The following is a 17,365-nucleotide window of genomic DNA, read 5'->3' as shown; positions in this document are numbered from 1 at the left end:
ATCAATCCTTAGACAAATTGCTTCAGGAAGCGCAGGTCGCCGTCGAAGAACAGGCGCAGGTCATTGACCCCGTAGCGCAGCATGGTGAGACGGTCCGGACCGAAGCCGAAGGCAAAGCCGGTGTACTTTTCCGGATCGATGCCGGCATGGCGCAGCACATTGGGGTGCACCATGCCGCAGCCGGCGATCTCCAGCCAGCGCCCTTCCAGGGCGCCGCTCATGAAGGCCACGTCGATCTCGGCAGAAGGCTCGGTAAAGGGGAAAAAGGAAGGACGGAAGCGCACCTTCAGGTCGTCGCTCTCGAAGAAGCGGCGCAGAAAATCGGCGACCACGCCCTTGAGGTCGGCGAAGGAAACGTTCTCGCCGATCCACAGGCCTTCGACCTGGTGGAACATGGGGGAGTGGGTAGCATCGGAGTCGACGCGATAGACCCGACCCGGCGCAATGATGCGAATCTCGGGCATGGTCTCGAGGTGACCGTACTTGGCCACGTGGGCCTGCATGTAGCGGGCCTGGATGGGACTGGTGTGGGTGCGCAGCAGCACCCCCTCGGCAACGCCGCCCTGCTCGTCCTGCAGATAGAACGTATCGTGCATGGAGCGGGCCGGATGGTTTTCCGGCGTATTGAGGGCGGTGAAGTTGTGGAAGTCGGTTTCGATCTCGGGACCGTCGGCCACTTCAAAACCGATGGAGCGGAACAGGGCCTCGATGCGTTCCAGGGTACGGGTGACGGGATGCAGGCCACCCCGGGTTTCACCCCGACCGGGCAGGGTCACGTCCAAGGATTCCTCGGCCAGACGGGCCTCCAGGGCCGCGCGGCGGATGGCTTCGCGGCGGGCGTTGAGGGCACCCTCAACCTGTTCCTTGGCCTGGTTGATGGTGGCACCGGCCGCCTTGCGCTCTTCCGGAGCCAGTTTGCCCAGCCCCTTCAGCAATTCGGTGATCTGACCACTCTTGCCCAGATAACGGGCCTTGATCTGTTCCAGGGCATCCGGGTCCTGGGTGGCAGCAAAAGCCGCAAGGGCTTCGCTGACGATCTGTTCGAGATTCTGCATGGGCTCGCGTCGTTCGAATTCTGTTATCGCCCCGGATTTAGGGTGCCCGGGCGAAAAAGACACCAGAGATGCCGATACTGCCGGCACCAAGAAAAAAAGGAGGCAGAAGCCTCCTTTTTTCCGCTTGCTTAACGCTTAGGCGCCGAGGCTCGCCTTGGCCTGGTTTGCCAGAGCGGCAAACGCAGCCTTGTCGAACACGGCCAGGTCGGCGAGAACCTTGCGGTCCACTTCGATCTGGGCCTTCTTCAGGCCATTCATGAAGGTGCTATACTTCAGGCCGACTTCACGGGCTGCCGCGTTGATACGGGCAATCCACAGGGCACGGAACTGACGCTTGCGCTGACGACGGTCGCGGTAGGCGTACTGACCAGCCTTCATCACCGCCTGCTTGGCGATGCGATATACGTTCTTGCGACGGCCGCGGTAACCCTTGGCCTGAACCAGAATCTTCTTGTGACGGGCGCGAGCCGTTACACCACGCTTAACTCGGGGCATCTTTAATCTCCTTGATTAGGCGTAGGGCAACATGGCACGGATGGAGGCCTTGTCACTGTCGTGAATGGCTTCGGTACCGCGCAGTTGGCGCTTGTTCTTGGTGGTCTTGGAGGTCAGGATGTGACGCTTGAACGCCTGACCGCGCTTGATGCTGCCGCCAGCGCGGATTTTGAACCGCTTGGCGGCACCGCTCTTGCTCTTCATCTTGGGCATTGAATGCTCCTTGGTTTTAACATGATCCCAGGTGGCTTCCGACGGAAACGCTTGACTACCCGGCACCACTTATATCGCCCCCGAACGAGTCCGGAGGCGGGTACTGCAATTACACCTTCTTCTTCGGCGCCAGCATCATCACCATCTGGCGACCTTCCATCTTCGGCATCTGCTCGACCTGTGCCAGCTCGAGCAAATCGGCCTTGATGCGTTCCAGCTGACGCATACCGATTTCCTGGTGGGCCATTTCACGGCCGCGGAAGCGCAGGGTCACCTTGACCTTGTCTTCGTCTTCCAGGAAGCGGGTCATGTTCCGCAGCTTGATCTGGTAGTCGTTTTCGTCGGTACCGGGACGGAGCTTGATCTCCTTCACCTGTACCTGCTTCTGTTTCAGCTTGGCCTCGTGCTGCTTCTTGGCCTCGTGGTACTTGAACTTGCCGTAATCCATCACCCGGCATACCGGCGGCTTGGCCAGGGGAGCGATCTCCACCAGATCCACACCGGCCTCTTCGGCCATTTGCAGCGCCGCACGGATGGTTACGACACCAATCTGCTCGCCTTCTTCCCCGATAAGCCGGACTTCCGGCACCGTGATTTCTTCGTTGACGCGATGCGCCTTTTGCAGTGCGGCGATGGTTCAATCTCCACGAAAACAGGCCGCCCCATTCGGGGACGGACAAAAACTAAGCCGTGCTCTTACGCGCGGCGACTTCTTCCAGAAGCCGCTCGATCAGGCTTGCCACGGGCATTTGCCCCAGGTCCTGACCACCGCGGGTACGCACGGCCACCAAGCCGGCTTCCTTTTCCTTGTCGCCGATGACGAGCTGATAAGGCAACCGGTTCAAGCTATGTTCGCGTATTTTATAGGTAATTTTTTCATTGCGCAAATCCGCTTCGGCACGCAAACCTGCCTGACGCAGGGTTTTCACCACTTCGGCGGAAAAATCGGCCTGTTTTTCCGAAATATTCAGCACCACGGCCTGTACCGGCGCCAGCCACAGAGGCAAGGCACCCGCATAGTTTTCCACCAGGATGCCGATGAAACGCTCCAGGGAACCGAGGATGGCCCGATGCAGCATCACCGGTACATGGCGGGCATTGTCCTCGCCCACATACTCGGCACCCAGGCGACCCGGCATGGAGAAATCCACCTGCATGGTGCCGCACTGCCAGGAGCGCCCGATGGCATCCTTGATGTGGAACTCGATCTTGGGGCCATAGAAGGCCCCCTCGCCGGGCAATTCATCCCATTCCAGGCCGGAAGCCTTGAGGCCGGCCCGCAGGGCATTCTCCGCCTTGTCCCAGATGTCGTCGGAACCGACACGGCTTTCGGGGCGCAGGGCCAACTTCACCGCCACCTGGTCGAAACCGAAGTCAGCATAGACCTTCTTCACCAGGGCGTTGAAAGCCGTCACTTCCGCCTCGATCTGGTCTTCGGTACAGAAGATGTGACCGTCGTCCTGGACGAAGCCGCGCACGCGCATCAGGCCGTGCAGGGCGCCGGAGGCCTCGTTGCGGTGACAGGAGCCGAACTCGCCATAGCGCAGGGGCAGGTCGCGGTAGGAGCGCAGATCGGAATTGAACACCTGCACGTGCCCCGGGCAATTCATCGGCTTGATGGCGTAATCCCGCTTCTCCGACTCCGTGGTAAACATGTTGTTCTTGTAGTGCTCCCAGTGGCCGGACTTCTCCCACATGCTGCGGTCGAGAATCTGGGGGCAGCGGATTTCCTGGTAGCCGTTGTCGCGATAGACCTGGCGCATGTACTGCTCGATTTCCTGCCAGATGGCCCAGCCCTTGGGGTGCCAGAAAACCATGCCCGGCGCCTCGTCCTGCATGTGGAACAGATCCAGATGCTTGCCGATGCGGCGGTGATCCCGCTTCTCGGCCTCTTCCAGCATGTGCAGGTAGGCTTCCTGGTCTTCCTTCTTGGCCCAGGCGGTGCCGTAGATGCGCTGCAGCATCTCGTTCTTGGAATCGCCGCGCCAGTAGGCTCCGGCCACCTTCATCAGCTTGAAAACCTTGAGCTTGCCGGTGGAGGGGACGTGGGGGCCGCGACAGAGGTCCACAAATTCGCCTTCCCGGTACAGGGAAACATCCTGGTCGGCCGGGATGGCGGCGATCAGCTCGGCCTTGTACTTCTCCCCCTGCTCCAGGAAGAACTTGACCGCATCGTCCCGGGCCCAGACTTCGCGGCTCACCGGAATGTCGCGCTTGGCCAGCTCGGCCATTTTCTTCTCGATAGCCAGCAGGTCTTCAGGGGTAAAGGGGCGCTTGTAGGCGAAGTCGTAGTAGAAGCCGTTGTCGATGACCGGACCGATGGTCACCTGGGCTTCGGGAAAGAGCTCCTTCACCGCATAGGCCAGCAGGTGGGCCGTGGAGTGGCGGATGATCTCCAGACCATCCGCATCCTTGTCGGTGACGATGGCCAGCTGGGTATCACGCTCCATCAGGTGGGAAGTATCCACCAGCTTGCCGTCCACCTTGCCGGCCAGGGCGGCGCGGGCGAGGCCGGCACCGATGGAGGCAGCAACCTCGGCAACGGTCACCGGAGCATCGAAGGAGCGGATGGAACCGTCGGGCAGCGTGATATTGGGCATGATTTCTCCAGCCACATTAAATTCTGGACAAAAAAAAAGTGCGGACGGATCCGCACTTTTTTTCGACATAGGAACGAAGGCGAACCGCTTAGGCTTTCTGAACCAGGATAGTGCAAGTTCGGAAATTCACGGTACAACTCCGTTCAAGGTGTTGGTAGGCGCGATTGGATTCGAACCAACGACCCCCACCATGTCAAGGTGGTGCTCTAACCAACTGAGCTACGCGCCTGCAAAGAAGGCCGAATTATAACGATCCCAGAGAATCGCGCAAGGGGCTGAGGAGACTTTTTTCGCTTCGCCCCACAAAAAAAAATCAGCACAACCGTCCGGGCGAACATTTGGCCAGGGCCGGCGCCACTGCGGTGACGGGGCGCGACTCCTGGATCCAGGCGCGGATGCCCTGGCGCACGTTGTAGATCTTGCTGTAGCCGGCCTGCTGTTCGAGGAAGTCGCTGACGGCCCGGGTGCGGTTGCCGCTGCGGCAGATGAGGATCACCGGCTGCTCCGGACCTGCCACCGTCTTCAGCTGCTCCAGCCAGACCGCCGGATTGGCGCGGCCGTTGGCATCGAAGAAGGTAAGCAGGCGGCTGCCGGGAATGACGCCGGTTTCCCGCCATTCGGGCTCGGTACGGATATCCACCAGGACCACGCCACTGGCCACCAGCCGGGCCACTTCGGCGCTGTCCACATTCACCACCTCGGCCCTGGCCGCGAACGCCGCCAGCAGAGCCAGGAGGAAGAGGGAGGCGCGCTTCACGCCGTCACCTCCGGCCAGGCGGCCAGGAATTCCTGCCAGTGGGGCTTGTCCAGCTTGGCCAGTTCGGCCTTGATGAAGGCTAGTTCGGCCAGATGCTCCTCCCGGCTGACCTCGCCCCGCATCAGGCGGAAACGGGTGGACACCAGGTAGGTATTGACCACATCGGTCTCGCAGTAATCGCGGATCTCATCGGCCTTGCCCTCCTGCCAGGCCTGCCACACCTTGCCGCCGTCCATGCCCAGCTTGCCGGGGAAGCCCATGAGCTTGGCCAGGTCATCCAGGGGAGCGCTGGCCCGGGGCTGGTACATGGCCAGCAGGTCCATCAGGTCCAGGTGGCGGGTGTGGTAACGGCTGATGTAGTTGTTCCACTTGAAGTCCCGGGAATCGGCATAGTCGCCGTCGCCCAGGTCCCAGTAGCGGGGAGCCACGACGCCGTGGATCAGGCCCCGGTAGTGCAGCACCGGCAGGTCGAAGCCGCCGCCGTTCCAGGAAACGATCTGGGGCGTGAATTTCTCGATGCCGTCGAAGAAGCGCTGGATGATCTCCCCTTCGCCAATCTCGGGCGCCGCCAGGGACCACACCTTGAAGGCATCCCGGGCCCGCAGGGCGCAGGAGATGGTCACCACCCGCTGCAGGTGCAGGGGCAGGAAGTCGCTGCCGTTCTGGGCCCGGCGCTGCTGGAAGGCCAGTTCAGCCACCTCGTCGTCGGAGAGGTCGGCGGGAAGATCGTGCAGGCGGCGCAGCCCGGGCACATCCGGGATGGTTTCAATATCGAAGACGAGGACGGGAACCATGGGACTCAGGCGGGGAAAACGCCGGTGGACAGGTAACGGTCGCCCCGGTCGCAAACGATGGTGACGATGGTGGCGTTCTCCAGCTCCCGGGCCAGGCGCAGGGCCACGGCCAGGGCGCCGCCGGAGGATATGCCGGCGAACAGGCCCTCTTCCCGGGCCAGGCGCCGGGTCATGTCCTCGGCCTCGGCCTGGGACACGTATTCAAGGCGGTCCACCCGGCTGCGCTCGTAGATTTTCGGCAGATAGGCTTCGGGCCATTTGCGGATGCCGGGAATCTGGCTACCCTCTTCCGGCTGGCAGCCGACGATCTGGATGCGCGGATTCTTTTTCTTGAGAAACTGGGAAGTACCGATGATGGTGCCGGTAGTGCCCATGCTGGAAACGAAATGGGTCACCTGGCCCTTGGTGTCGCGCCAGATTTCCGGCCCGGTGCCTTCGAAGTGGGCCAGGGGATTATCCGGATTGGCGAACTGGTCGAGGATGATGCCCTTGCCTTCGTCGCGCATTTTTTCGGCCACGTCCCGGGCCAGTTCCATGCCGCCGTCCCGGGGCGTCAGGATCAGTTCGGCGCCGTAGGCACGCATGGTCTGGCGCCGCTCCAGGCTCTGGTTTTCCGGCATCACCAGGATCATACGGTAGCCGCGCATGGCGGCGGCCATGGCCAGGGCGATGCCGGTGTTGCCGGAGGTGGCTTCGATCAGGGTGTCGCCGGGCCGGATCTCGCCCCGCTGCTCGGCGTGGGAAATCATGGAGAGGGCCGGGCGATCCTTCACCGAGCCGGCCGGATTGTTGCCTTCCAGCTTGGCCAGGATGACGTTGCCGCGCTGGGCAATGGCCTCGCCGGGCAGGCGCTTCAGCTGCACCAGGGGCGTGTTGCCGACGAAATCTTCCAGGGTCTTGTACATGGCTCAGCGTCCGTTGAGGAATTGCACGTAGTCGGCGACGCCTTCAGCGACGGTGGCGAACTCGTCACCATAGCCGGCGCTGCGCAGCTTGCTGAGGTCGGCCTGGGTGAAGCTCTGGTACTTGCCTTTGAGGGCTTCGGGGAAGGCCACGTACTCCACCAGCCCCTGCTGCACCATCGCCTCCAGGGACAGGGCCGGCTTGCCCTCGGCGGCCCGGCAGCTGTTCACCGTGGCCACGGCCACGTCGTTGAAGCTCTGGGCCCGGCCGGTGCCCAGGTTGAAGATGCCCGACTTTTCAGGATGGTCGAGGAAGTACAGATTGACCTTGGCCACGTCCTTCACATAAACGAAGTCGCGCTGCTGCTCGCCGTTGGCGTAGCCGTCGCAGCCCTCGAACAGCTTGACCTTGCCTTCGGCCCGGTACTGGTTGAAATGGTGGAAGGCGACGGAGGCCATGCGCCCCTTGTGGCTCTCCCGGGGGCCGTAGACATTGAAGTAACGGAAGCCCACCACCTGGGAACCGGCTTCGGGCAGACGCTGGCGCACGATCTGGTCGAAGAGGAACTTGGAGTAGCCGTACACGTTGAGGGGCGCCTCGTACTGCCGCTCTTCCTTGAAGACGCTGCTGCCGCCATAGGTGGCGGCGGAGGAGGCGTAGAGCAGCTGCACTTCCTGCTCCAGGCACCAGTCCAGCAGGGACAGGGAGTAGCGGTAGTTGTTCTCCATCATGTAGCGGCCATCGGTCTCCATGGTGTCGGAGCAGGCGCCTTCGTGGAAGATGGCCTCCACGTCGCCGTCGAAGTGGCCGCAGAGCAGGCGCTCGAGGAACTCGCCCTTGTCCAGGTAATCGGCGATTTCGCAGTCCACCAGATTCTTGAACTTGTCCGCCTTGGTCAGGTTGTCCACGGCGATGATGCGGGTGATGCCCCGCTCATTGAGGGCCTTGACCAGGTTGGCGCCGACGAAGCCGGCGGCGCCGGTGACGATGTAGTACATGTGAATTCCTTAATTGGCGTCGGCCGCCAGGGCGGCCGACAGTTCCTCGCGACTGACGGTAGCGGTACCGAGCTTGCCCACCACCACGCCGCCGGCCAGGTTGGCCAGGTGGATGGCGTCGCCCCAGGGGGCGCCCAGGGCCATCATGGCGGCCAGGGTGGCAATGACCGTATCGCCGGCACCGGAGACGTCGAACACTTCCTGGGCCCGGGCCGGCTGATGCAGCGCCTCGCCGTCGCGATAGAGGCTCATGCCCTCTTCGCTACGAGTCACCAGCAGGGCTTCCAGTTCCAGTTCGCTGCGCAATTGCTGGGCCTTGGCCGCCAGCTGGGCCTCGTCGCTCCAGCGCCCCACCACCTGGCGCAGCTCGGAGCGGTTGGGGGTGATGACGGTGGCGCCGCGGTACTTGGAATAATCCTCGCCCTTGGGATCCACCAGCACCTTTTTCCCGGCCGCCCGGGCCAGGCGGATCATGTCGCCGATATGGGCCAGGCCGCCCTTGCCGTAGTCGGAAAGGATCACCACATCCACCCCGGCCAGGCGCTGCTCGAACTCGGCCAGCTTGGCCTGCAGCACCTCGTGGGACGGGGTGGTCTCGAAATCGATGCGCAGCAGCTGCTGCTGGCGGCCGATGACCCGCAGCTTGACCGTGGTGTCGATGGCTCCGTCGGGCAGCAGGGAGGCGGCAATGCCGCCCTCTTCCATCTGCCGCTGCAGGATGCGGCCGGCCTCGTCGTTGCCGACCACGGACAGCAGGCCGACCCGCGCCCCCAGGGAAGCGCAGTTGCGGGCCACGTTGGCGGCGCCGCCGGGACGCTCTTCGGAGCGCTCCACCTTGACCACCGGCACCGGTGCTTCGGGGGAAATGCGGGAGACATCGCCGAACCAGTAGCGGTCCAGCATGACATCGCCGACCACGAGAATGCGGGCGGCGGAAAAATCGGGAAGTTGGTGCATGTCGCTTGGCATATCAATCAAAAAGTTCGGCATCCGCCATGCTGGCGCCCTGGGCATCCTTGGCCGACAGGCGGGGCTCCAGCCCGTCCAGGGGCCAGTCCACGGCCAGCCCGGGATCGTTCCAGGCAATGCAGCGCTCGAATTCGGGCGCGTAGTAATCGGTGGTCTTGTAGAGGAATTCGGCGGTCTCGCTGAGCACCAGGAAACCATGGGCAAAGCCGGCCGGCACCCACATCTGGCGCTGGTTTTCCGCCGACAGCACTTCTCCCACCCACTGGCCGCAGGTGGGGGAACTGCGGCGGATGTCCACCGCCACGTCGAACACGGCACCGCTCACCACCCGCACCAGTTTTCCCTGGGGCTGGCGGATCTGGTAATGCAGGCCGCGCAGCACGCCCCGGGCGGAGCGGGAATGGTTGTCCTGGACGAAATCCGGATCACAACCGGTAAGCTCGGCGAAGGTGCGCCGGTTATAGCTTTCCATGAAGAAGCCCCGGGCATCGCCGAAAATCCTGGGTTCCAGGACTATCACCTCGGGAATGGCCGTCCTGATTGCCTTCACAGCCCCTGCTCCTTGAGCAGGGCCAGCAGGTATTGGCCGTAGCCGTTCTTGGCCAGGACCCGGGCCTGGGCGTCCAGGGTGGCGTCGTCGATCCAGCGCTGGCGCCAGGCCACCTCTTCGGGGCAGGCCACCTTGAGGCCCTGGCGCTTCTCGATGGTCTCGATGAACTGGCCCGCCTCCAGCAGGGATTCGTGGGTGCCGGTATCGAGCCAGGCATAGCCCCGGCCCATGATTTCCACGTTGAGCTTGCCCGCTTCCAGGTAGTGCCGGTTCACGTCGGTGATTTCCAGTTCTCCCCGGGGCGACGGCTTGATGCCCTTGGCCACGGCGACGATATCGGTGTCGTAGAAGTAGAGGCCGGTGACGGCGTAGTGGGACTTGGGCTGCAGCGGCTTTTCCTCGATGGAGAGGGCCCGCTGCTGGGCATCGAACTCGACCACGCCATAGCGCTCCGGATCGTTCACCCGGTAGGCGAAGACCGAGGCGCCGCTGGCACGGCCGTTGGCCCGCTGCACCAGGGTGGCCAGGTCGTGGCCGTGGAAGATGTTGTCCCCCAGCACCAGGGCTGCCGGGGCGCCGTCGAGGAAGTCCTCGCCGATGAGAAAGGCCTGGGCCAGGCCGTCCGGCGAGGGCTGCACCGCGTATTGCAGGTTGATACCCCACTGGGAGCCGTCTCCCAGCAACTGCTCGAAGCGGGGCGTGTCCTGGGGCGTGGAGATGATAAGGATGTCCCGCAGACCGGCCAGCATCAGGGTGGTCAGGGGGTAGTAGATCATCGGCTTGTCGTAGATCGGCAGCAGCTGCTTGGACACCGCCAGGGTGGCCGGATAGAGCCGGGTGCCGGAACCGCCGGCGAGAATGATGCCTTTACGGGGTTTAGTAGCCATTCTGGGCCTTCAGGGCGAGAAGCTGCATCATGCGGGAAAGATAGGGCTGCCAGTCGGGCATGGTCAGACCGAAACGGTCCTCCAGCTTGCGGCAGTCGAGACGGGAATTGAGGGGGCGCGGCGCCGGCAGCGGATATTCGCTGCTGGGAATGGGTGCGATGGCCTCGGGCCCCAGCTTGAGGGCGAAGCCGGGCGTCTGTTCGGCGGCGGCGACGATGGCCCGGGCAAAACCGTTCCAGCTCACCGGATTGGCAGCCACCAGGTGATACAGCTCGCAGCCCTGCTGGGCGCGCCCGCCGTCGAGCTGGGCCAGGACCATGCCGGTGACGGTGGCGATCATGGCCGCCGGCGTCGGGCTGCCGACCTGGTCGGCCACCACCTTGAGGCTATCCCGCTCGCTCGCCAGGCGCAGGATGGTCTTGACGAAATTCTTGCCCCGGGCGCCGAAGACCCAGCTGGTGCGGAAGATGAGGCCGCGGCCGCCCACGGCCAGCATGGCTTCCTCCCCTTCCCGCTTGGTCCGGCCATAGACGCCGAGGGGCGCCGTGGCATCGGACTCCACATAGGGCGCCGCCTTGCTGCCGTCGAAGACGTAGTCGGTGGAGTAATGCACCAGCAGGGCATCCAGGGCCTTGGCCTCCTCGGCCAGCAGGCCCACGGCCTCGGCATTGATGCGCCGGGCCAGTTCAGGCTCCTTTTCCGCCTGATCCACCGCCGTATAGGCGGCGGCATTGACGATCAGGCGGGGGCGCTGTTCCCGCATCACGGCCCGCAGCCGGTCCAGGTCGGCCAGGTCGCAAGTACGCCGGTCCAGGGCCAGCACCGGCCCCAGGGGCGCCAGGTCCCGCTGCAGTTGCCAGCCCAGCTGGCCCTGGCTGCCCAGGAGCAGGATGGGAGCCGACACCTCAGACTTCCCCATACTGGCGGCCCACCCACTCCCGGTAGGCGCCGGAGGTGACGTTGTGCACCCACTGGGGATTGTCCAGGTACCAGCGTACGGTCTTGCGGATGCCGGTTTCGAAGGTCTCCGCCGGCTTCCAGCCCAGCTCCCGTTCCAGCTTGCTGGCGTCGATGGCATAGCGCCGGTCGTGGCCGGGCCGGTCGGCAACGAAAGTGATCTGGCTGGCGTAGGAGGCGCCGTCGGCCCGGGGCGACAGTTCGTCGAGCATGGCGCACAGGGTATGCACCACCTCCAGGTTGGGCTTTTCGTTCCAGCCGCCCACGTTGTAGGTCTCACCCAGGCGGCCGGCTTCCAGGACGCGGCGGATGGCGCTGCAATGGTCCTTCACATAGAGCCAGTCGCGGACCTGCTGGCCGTCGCCGTAGATGGGCAGGGGCTTGCCGGCCAGGGCGTTGTGGATGATGAGGGGAATGAGCTTTTCCGGGAAATGGTAAGGCCCGTAATTGTTGGAGCAGTTGGTGGTCAGCACCGGCAGGCCGTAGGTATGGTGGTAGGCCCGCACCAGATGGTCGGAGGCCGCCTTGCTGGCCGAATAGGGACTGTTGGGCTCGTAGCGGTGCTGCTCGGTGAAGGCCGGGGCCTCCTTTTCCAGGGAACCGTAAACCTCGTCCGTGGACACGTGGAGAAAGCGGAAGGCCGCCTTGTCGTCGGCAGGCAGGCCGTTCCAGTAGGTCCGCACGGCCTCCAGCAGGCGGAAGGTGCCGACGATGTTGGTCTGGATGAAGTCCTCCGGCCCGTGGATGGAACGATCCACATGGCTCTCGGCGGCGAAGTTCACCACCGCCCGCACCCGGTTCTGCTGCAGCAGTTCCAGAATCAGATCGTAGTCGGCGATGTCGCCGCGCACGAAACGATGCTGCGGATCACCGGCCAGTCCCTGGAGGTTCTCCAGATTGCCGGCGTAGGTCAGCTTGTCCAGGTTGATGACAGGCTCGTCCCCCGCCGCCAGCCAGTCGATGACGAAATTGCTGCCGATGAAGCCTGCACCGCCGGTCACCAGGATCATGGCGGACTCCTTATTGACGGCCGATGGCCTGGTAGTCGATGCCGAACTGGCGCACCTGCTTGGGTTCGTACAGGTTGCGGCCGTCGAAGATCACCGGCTGCTTCAGCTTGGCCTTGATGGCCTCGAAATCGGGACTGCGGAATTCCTTCCACTCGGTGACGATGAGCAGGGCATCCGCCCCTTCCAGGGCGGCCATGGGGCTCTCCGCATAGCTCAGGCGCGGCTCGTCGCCGAAAATGCGCCGGGCTTCATGCATGGCCACCGGATCGTAGGCCACCACGGTGGCGCCGGCGGCGAAGAGATCGGCCAGCAGGTAACGGCTGGGGGCCTCGCGCATGTCGTCCGTATTGGGCTTGAATGCCAGGCCCCAGACGGCGAACTTGCGGCCGCTGAGGTCGTTGCCGAAACGCTTCACGGTCTTGGCGGTGAGCACGTGCTTCTGTGCATCGTTGGCGTCTTCCACCGCATTGAGGACCTTCATCTCCATGCCGGCATCGAGGCGGGCGGTGCGCTGCAGGGCCTGCACATCCTTGGGGAAGCAGGAACCGCCGTAGCCGCAGCCCGGATAGAGGAAGTGGTAGCCGATGCGCGGGTCGGAACCGATGCCCTGGCGCACCTGCTCGATGTCGGCACCCAGCCTCTCGGCCAGGTTGGCCAGTTCGTTCATGAAGCTGATGCGGGTGGCCAGCATGGCGTTGGCGGCGTACTTGGTCAGTTCGGCGGAACGCACATCCATGACGATGAGGCGCTCGTGGTTGCGCTGGAAGGGCGCATAGAGGGCGCGCATCAACTCGATGGCGCGCTCGTCCTCGGCGCCGACGACGATGCGGTCCGGCCGCATGAAATCCTCCACGGCGGCGCCTTCCTTGAGGAATTCCGGATTGGAGACGACGCTGTAGGCGATATCCGCGCCCCGGGCCTTGAGCTCGTCGGCGATGGCGGCGCGCACCTTGTCGCCGGTGCCCACGGGCACGGTGGACTTGTCCACCACCACCTTGTAGTCGCCCATGTGGCGGCCGATGTTGCGGGCGGCGGCGAGCACGTACTGCAGATCGGCGGAGCCATCCTCGTCCGGCGGCGTGCCGACGGCAATGAACTGGATGGTGCCGTGGGCCACGGCCTGTTCCACATCGGTGGTAAAACGCAGGCGGCCGGCGGCCACGTTGCGCTTCACCATGTCCAGCAGGCCCGGTTCGAAAATGGGAATGCCGCCTTCGTTGAGAATCCGGATCTTTTCCGGGTCCACATCCAGGCACAGCACATCGTTGCCCACCTCGGCCAGGCAGGTACCGCTCACCAGGCCTACATAGCCCGTACCGACAACCGTAACTTTCAAATTATTCTCCCTGAAGGGTCATTGATCCGCCCAAACCGACGCATTCATGGGCTCAGGGGATCAGATCGAATTCTTCCGTGCGCCGGGGCGGATAGGTTTCCCAGCCGCCGCAGGCAGGACAGCGCCAGTAGAAGTGGCGCGCCTTGAAGCCGCAATTATCGCACCGATAGCGGGCCAGCCGGCGGGTGTGGTTGTGCACCAGATTGCGCACCAGCTCCAGGTCCGCCCGCTTTTCCGGCGGCACACCGAGCAGCTGGGCTTCCAGCAGGCGGTCCAGGCCCAGCAGGGTCGGATTGCGCCGCAATTCGTCCCGCACCAGGCGATAGGCCGCCTCCGGCCCCTCCGCATCCATCACCAGCTGGAATACGGTTTCCAGCAGATCGAGGGAGGGGTAGCTGGCCAGATAGCCGCGCAGCAGTTGCAGCCCTTCGTCCCGCTGCCCCTGGGCCAGGTAGGCATCCTGCAGCTTGCGGGCGACGATGGCCAGGTAGGCCGGATTCTGGCTCTCGATGCGCTTCCAGGCCTCGATGGCCGCTGCCAAATCACCCGCCTGCTGCAACAAGTCGCCCTGCAGGACGCTGGCGCGCACGCAGTTGCGGTGCAGGGAAAGGGCCGAGTCCAAGTACTGGCGGGCGGAATCGGGCCGGGAATTGATCATCTCCCCGGCTGCCAGCTCGCAGTAATAGTTGGCGATTTCCTTCTGGGTGGCGTAGTCAGGCATTTCCTTGGCGATGGCGATGGCCTTCTGCCAGTCCTTCTCCTGCTGGTAGATTTCCAGCAGGTTGCGCTTGGCCTCCTCGTCCCGGGAGGTGCCGCGCAAACGGGAAAATACCTCTTCGGCCCGGTCCAGCAGACCGGCCTTGAGGAAGTCCTGGCCAAGCTCGGAAAGGGCCTGCAGCTTCAGCTCCGGAGACAGGTCCACCCGCTCGATGAGGTTCTGGTGCATGCGGATGGCCCGCTCGGTCTCGCCGCGGCGGCGGAACAGGTTGCCCAGGGCGAAGTGCAGTTCCACCGTCTGGGGATCCACCTTCACCACTTCGATGAAGGCTTCGATGGCCTTGTCCGGCTGCTCGTTGAGCAGGAAATTCAAGCCCTGGAAGTAGGACCGGGGCAGGGCCCGGGATTCCCGCACCAGATGCTTGATGTCGATGCGGGCGGCGGCCCAGCCAAGGACGAAAAACAGGGGAAAGAGCAGTAACTGCCAGTACTCGAATTCGATCATTGGGCCACGGCCTCGCCGGCAGGAGGCGGTTGCACGGCAGCGTCGCTGGCAGCCGGCTTGAGCACGGCCTGGCGCTCCCGCTCCCGCGCCAGTTCACGGCGGGTGCGAGACAGTTCGCGGCGCAGCTGGAACAGGGTACCGAGCAGGGACAGAGCACCAAGGGCCGTCCCGGCGGCGAAGAAACCGAGCAGGATGATCACCAGGGGCGCCTGCCACTGAGTATCGAAGAAGAAGCGCAGACTCACCGGATCGCTGTTCATTGCCGCAAAACCCAGCAAGAAGAAGAAGATGATGAGCCGGATGATCAAGATCAGGGCGCGCATAGCCTTATCCGCAAGCAATAAAAAAGGCGGCAACCCTAGGGTTGCCGCCCGCAATCTACCACAGGACAGGGGGTAAGGTCAGCGTCAGGCGGAGAGAGAGGCCAGCAGCCCCAGGTCCACCCGTTCGCGCAGTTCCTTGCCTGCCTTGAAATGGGGTACGTATTTTTCCGGAACGCTGACTTTATCCCCGGACTTGGGGTTACGCCCCATTCGCGGCGGCCGGTAGTTCAGCGCGAAGCTGCCGAACCCCCGAATCTCGATACGGTCACCGTGGGCCAGAGCCTCGGTCATGGCATCGAGAATTTCCTTGACCGCGAAATCAGCGTCTTTCGCCACCAGTTGCGGAAACCGCATGGCCAGGCGGGCGATCAGCTCGGATTTGGTCATGCTTGAGCCTTAAAAAGCCATTGAGGGAAAGAAGCCCTCCAGCCCCACCCACCCCCGGTACCGAACCTGTCGGCGCAGCACCGGGAAGCCGGGAGGGGCATGGAAGGGGATTTCTTAGCCCTGGTTGGAGCCGTTCAGCTTGGCCTTCAGCAGCGCACCCAGGTTGGTGGTGCCGGAAGCGGCGGAGCTTTCGGAAGCGAACTTCTGCATGGCTTCGTGTTGCTCGGCCTGATCCTTGGCCTTGATGGACAGGTTCACGTTGCGGGACTTGCGATCCACGTTGATGATCATGGCTTCGAGTTCGTCGCCGACCTTGACCAGCTGGGACAGATCTTCCACGCGGTCACGGGAGTACTCGGAAGCACGCAGGTAGCCTTCAACGTCGCCTTCCAGCTGCAGCACGGCACCCTTGGCATCAACGCTCTTCACCACGGCGCGCACGATGGTGTTCTTCTCGTGGGTGGCGATGTAGTTGGTGTAGGGGTCGCCTTCGAGCTGCTTGATACCCAGGGAGATGCGCTCCTTGTCGGTATCGATGGCCAGCACCACGGCCTGCACTTCGTCGCCCTTCTTGAAGTTGCGGATGGCTTCTTCGCCGGTGGTGCTCCAGGACAGGTCGGACAGGTGTACCAGGCCGTCGATGTTGCCGGGCAGGCCGATGAACACGCCGAAGTCGGTGATGGACTTGATCTGGCCGGAGACCTTGTCGCCCTTCTTGTGGTTCTGGGCGAACTCTTCCCACGGATTGGCCAGGCACTGCTTCATGCCCAGGGAGATACGACGACGGTCTTCGTCGATTTCCAGGATCATGACTTCCACTTCGTCGCCCAGCTGGACAACCTTGGTGGGGTGCACGTTCTTGTTGGTCCAGTCCATTTCGGAGACGTGGACCAGACCTTCGATACCCTGTTCGATCTCAACGAAGGCGCCGTAGTCGGTCAGGTTGGTGACCTTGCCGAACAGGCGGGTACCGGAGGGGTAACGACGGGAGATGCCCACCCACGGATCTTCGCCCAGCTGCTTCAGGCCCAGGGACACGCGGTTCTTTTCGGTGTCGAACTTCAGCACCTTGGCGGTGACTTCGTCGCCCACGGCCAGCACTTCGCTGGGGTGGCGCACACGACGCCAGGCCAGGTCGGTGATGTGCAGCAGACCGTCGATGCCGCCCAGGTCCACGAAGGCGCCGTAGTCGGTGATGTTCTTGACGATACCCTTGACGGTAGCGCCTTCCTGCAGGGTGGACAGCAGCTTCTCGCGCTCTTCGCCCATGGTTTCTTCCAGGACGGCACGGCGGGAAACGACCACGTTGTTACGCTTGCGATCCAGCTTGATGACCTTGAATTCCATGGTCTTGCCTTCGTAAGGAGTGGTGTCCTTGACGGGGCGGATGTCGACCAGGGAGCCGGGCAGGAAGGAGCGGACGCTGTTGGTCATGACGGTCAGACCGCCCTTGACCTTGCCGGTGATGACGCCGGTCACCAGGGTACCTTCGTTCAGGGCCTTTTCCAGATCGTTCCAGGCGGCGATGCGCTTGGCCTTGTCGCGGGAGAGGCGGGTTTCACCGAAGCCGTCTTCCAGCTGTTCGATGGCGACCTGCACGAAGTCGCCGATCTTGGCTTCGACTTCGCCGGCGTCGCTCAGGAATTCTTCGACCGGGATATAGGATTCGGACTTCAAGCCGGCGTTGACGACGACAAAGTTCTGGTCGACGCGAACGACTTCGGCGGTAATCACTTCACCGGAGCGCATCTCCTGGCGGGCCAGGCTCTCTTCGAATAGCGCAGCGAAGGATTCTTGGGAAATGGGGGAAGCAGTAGTCATGGAAAAGGTACCCTAACCGCCTGTACAAGCTGGCGGGAAAAGGTTGAACACCGCCACCGTTCCCCCTTCCTTCCGGCACCCTGCCCGA

At 63.4% G+C, this 17,365-nt stretch carries 19 protein-coding genes and 1 tRNA gene; all 20 read right to left on the bottom strand.

The window, feature by feature from the left end:
- Positions 1-8: 8 nt before the first annotated feature.
- Positions 9-1,055 (bottom strand): phenylalanine--tRNA ligase subunit alpha, encoded by a 1,047-nt coding sequence (gene pheS, locus EV678_RS00775; protein ID WP_014237033.1) that lies wholly within the window; start codon positions 1,053-1,055, stop codon positions 9-11.
- Positions 1,056-1,190: 135 nt separating this feature from the next.
- The gene (gene rplT, locus EV678_RS00770) at positions 1,191-1,550 is read right to left on the bottom strand and encodes a 50S ribosomal protein L20 (protein WP_014237032.1); all 360 of its coding nucleotides are present in this window, start codon (positions 1,548-1,550) and stop codon (positions 1,191-1,193) included.
- Between the two features lie 15 nt (positions 1,551-1,565).
- Positions 1,566-1,763: a 50S ribosomal protein L35 gene (rpmI, locus tag EV678_RS00765; RefSeq protein ID WP_014237031.1), complete on the bottom strand. Its 198-nt coding sequence runs from the start codon at positions 1,761-1,763 to the stop codon at positions 1,566-1,568.
- A 109-nt stretch (positions 1,764-1,872) separates the two neighbouring features.
- Positions 1,873-2,388 (bottom strand): translation initiation factor IF-3, encoded by a 516-nt coding sequence (gene infC, locus EV678_RS00760; RefSeq protein ID WP_197739083.1) that lies wholly within the window; start codon positions 2,386-2,388, stop codon positions 1,873-1,875.
- 58 nt (positions 2,389-2,446) lie between these two features.
- Positions 2,447-4,363: a threonine--tRNA ligase gene (thrS, locus tag EV678_RS00755; protein WP_014237029.1), complete on the bottom strand. Its 1,917-nt coding sequence runs from the start codon at positions 4,361-4,363 to the stop codon at positions 2,447-2,449.
- Positions 4,364-4,515: 152 nt separating this feature from the next.
- Positions 4,516-4,592: transfer RNA gene (locus tag EV678_RS00750), tRNA-Val, on the bottom strand.
- 84 nt (positions 4,593-4,676) lie between these two features.
- Complete coding sequence (locus EV678_RS00745) at positions 4,677-5,120, bottom strand: rhodanese-like domain-containing protein (protein ID WP_130458159.1); 444 nt, start codon at positions 5,118-5,120, stop codon at positions 4,677-4,679.
- On the bottom strand, positions 5,117-5,914 hold the full coding sequence (locus EV678_RS00740; protein WP_130458158.1) for a 3'-5' exonuclease: 798 nt from the start codon (positions 5,912-5,914) through the stop codon (positions 5,117-5,119). Before EV678_RS00740 ends, EV678_RS00745 begins: the two co-directional genes overlap by 4 nt.
- Before the next feature lie 5 nt (positions 5,915-5,919).
- Positions 5,920-6,819, bottom strand: a complete 900-nt coding sequence (cysM, locus tag EV678_RS00735; RefSeq protein WP_130458157.1) for a cysteine synthase CysM — start codon at positions 6,817-6,819, stop codon at positions 5,920-5,922.
- 3 nt (positions 6,820-6,822) lie between these two features.
- Positions 6,823-7,815, bottom strand: coding sequence for an ADP-glyceromanno-heptose 6-epimerase (rfaD, locus tag EV678_RS00730; protein ID WP_014237025.1), 993 nt, complete (start codon positions 7,813-7,815; stop codon positions 6,823-6,825).
- Positions 7,816-7,824: 9 nt separating this feature from the next.
- Positions 7,825-8,772, bottom strand: a complete 948-nt coding sequence (gene rfaE1, locus EV678_RS00725) for a D-glycero-beta-D-manno-heptose-7-phosphate kinase (protein WP_014237024.1) — start codon at positions 8,770-8,772, stop codon at positions 7,825-7,827.
- A gap of 13 nt (positions 8,773-8,785) precedes the next feature.
- Entirely contained in the window at positions 8,786-9,334 is a 549-nt protein-coding gene (gene rfbC / locus EV678_RS00720; RefSeq protein WP_014237023.1) for a dTDP-4-dehydrorhamnose 3,5-epimerase, read from the bottom strand.
- The gene (gene rfbA, locus EV678_RS00715; RefSeq protein ID WP_130458156.1) at positions 9,331-10,221 is read right to left on the bottom strand and encodes a glucose-1-phosphate thymidylyltransferase RfbA; all 891 of its coding nucleotides are present in this window, start codon (positions 10,219-10,221) and stop codon (positions 9,331-9,333) included. Before rfbA ends, rfbC begins: the two co-directional genes overlap by 4 nt.
- Positions 10,211-11,140, bottom strand: coding sequence for a dTDP-4-dehydrorhamnose reductase (rfbD, locus tag EV678_RS00710; RefSeq protein WP_130458155.1), 930 nt, complete (start codon positions 11,138-11,140; stop codon positions 10,211-10,213). The genes rfbA and rfbD overlap by 11 nt, the downstream gene beginning before the upstream one ends.
- Positions 11,127-12,188: a dTDP-glucose 4,6-dehydratase gene (gene rfbB / locus EV678_RS00705; RefSeq protein ID WP_130458154.1), complete on the bottom strand. Its 1,062-nt coding sequence runs from the start codon at positions 12,186-12,188 to the stop codon at positions 11,127-11,129. The genes rfbD and rfbB overlap by 14 nt, the downstream gene beginning before the upstream one ends.
- Positions 12,189-12,198: 10 nt before the next feature.
- On the bottom strand, positions 12,199-13,524 hold the full coding sequence (locus tag EV678_RS00700) for a UDP-glucose dehydrogenase family protein (RefSeq protein ID WP_130458153.1): 1,326 nt from the start codon (positions 13,522-13,524) through the stop codon (positions 12,199-12,201).
- A gap of 52 nt (positions 13,525-13,576) precedes the next feature.
- Positions 13,577-14,743 carry a lipopolysaccharide assembly protein LapB gene (gene lapB / locus EV678_RS00695; protein WP_130459241.1) on the bottom strand — a complete coding sequence of 389 codons (1,167 nt, stop codon included), beginning with the start codon at positions 14,741-14,743 and terminating at the stop codon, positions 13,577-13,579.
- Positions 14,743-15,069 (bottom strand): LapA family protein, encoded by a 327-nt coding sequence (locus EV678_RS00690; protein WP_130458152.1) that lies wholly within the window; start codon positions 15,067-15,069, stop codon positions 14,743-14,745. Before EV678_RS00690 ends, lapB begins: the two co-directional genes overlap by 1 nt.
- An 84-nt stretch (positions 15,070-15,153) precedes the next feature.
- Positions 15,154-15,456 carry an integration host factor subunit beta gene (locus EV678_RS00685; protein ID WP_014237016.1) on the bottom strand — a complete coding sequence of 101 codons (303 nt, stop codon included), beginning with the start codon at positions 15,454-15,456 and terminating at the stop codon, positions 15,154-15,156.
- A 114-nt stretch (positions 15,457-15,570) separates the two neighbouring features.
- On the bottom strand, positions 15,571-17,277 hold the full coding sequence (gene rpsA, locus EV678_RS00680; protein WP_014237015.1) for a 30S ribosomal protein S1: 1,707 nt from the start codon (positions 17,275-17,277) through the stop codon (positions 15,571-15,573).
- Positions 17,278-17,365: the final 88 nt, after the last annotated feature.

The organism is Azospira oryzae, from assembly GCF_004217225.1.
Taxonomy (GTDB): Bacteria; Pseudomonadota; Gammaproteobacteria; order Burkholderiales; family Rhodocyclaceae; genus Azospira; species Azospira oryzae.
Note: the sequence above shows the minus strand (reverse complement) of the source record. Positions and strands in the feature narration are given on the sequence as shown.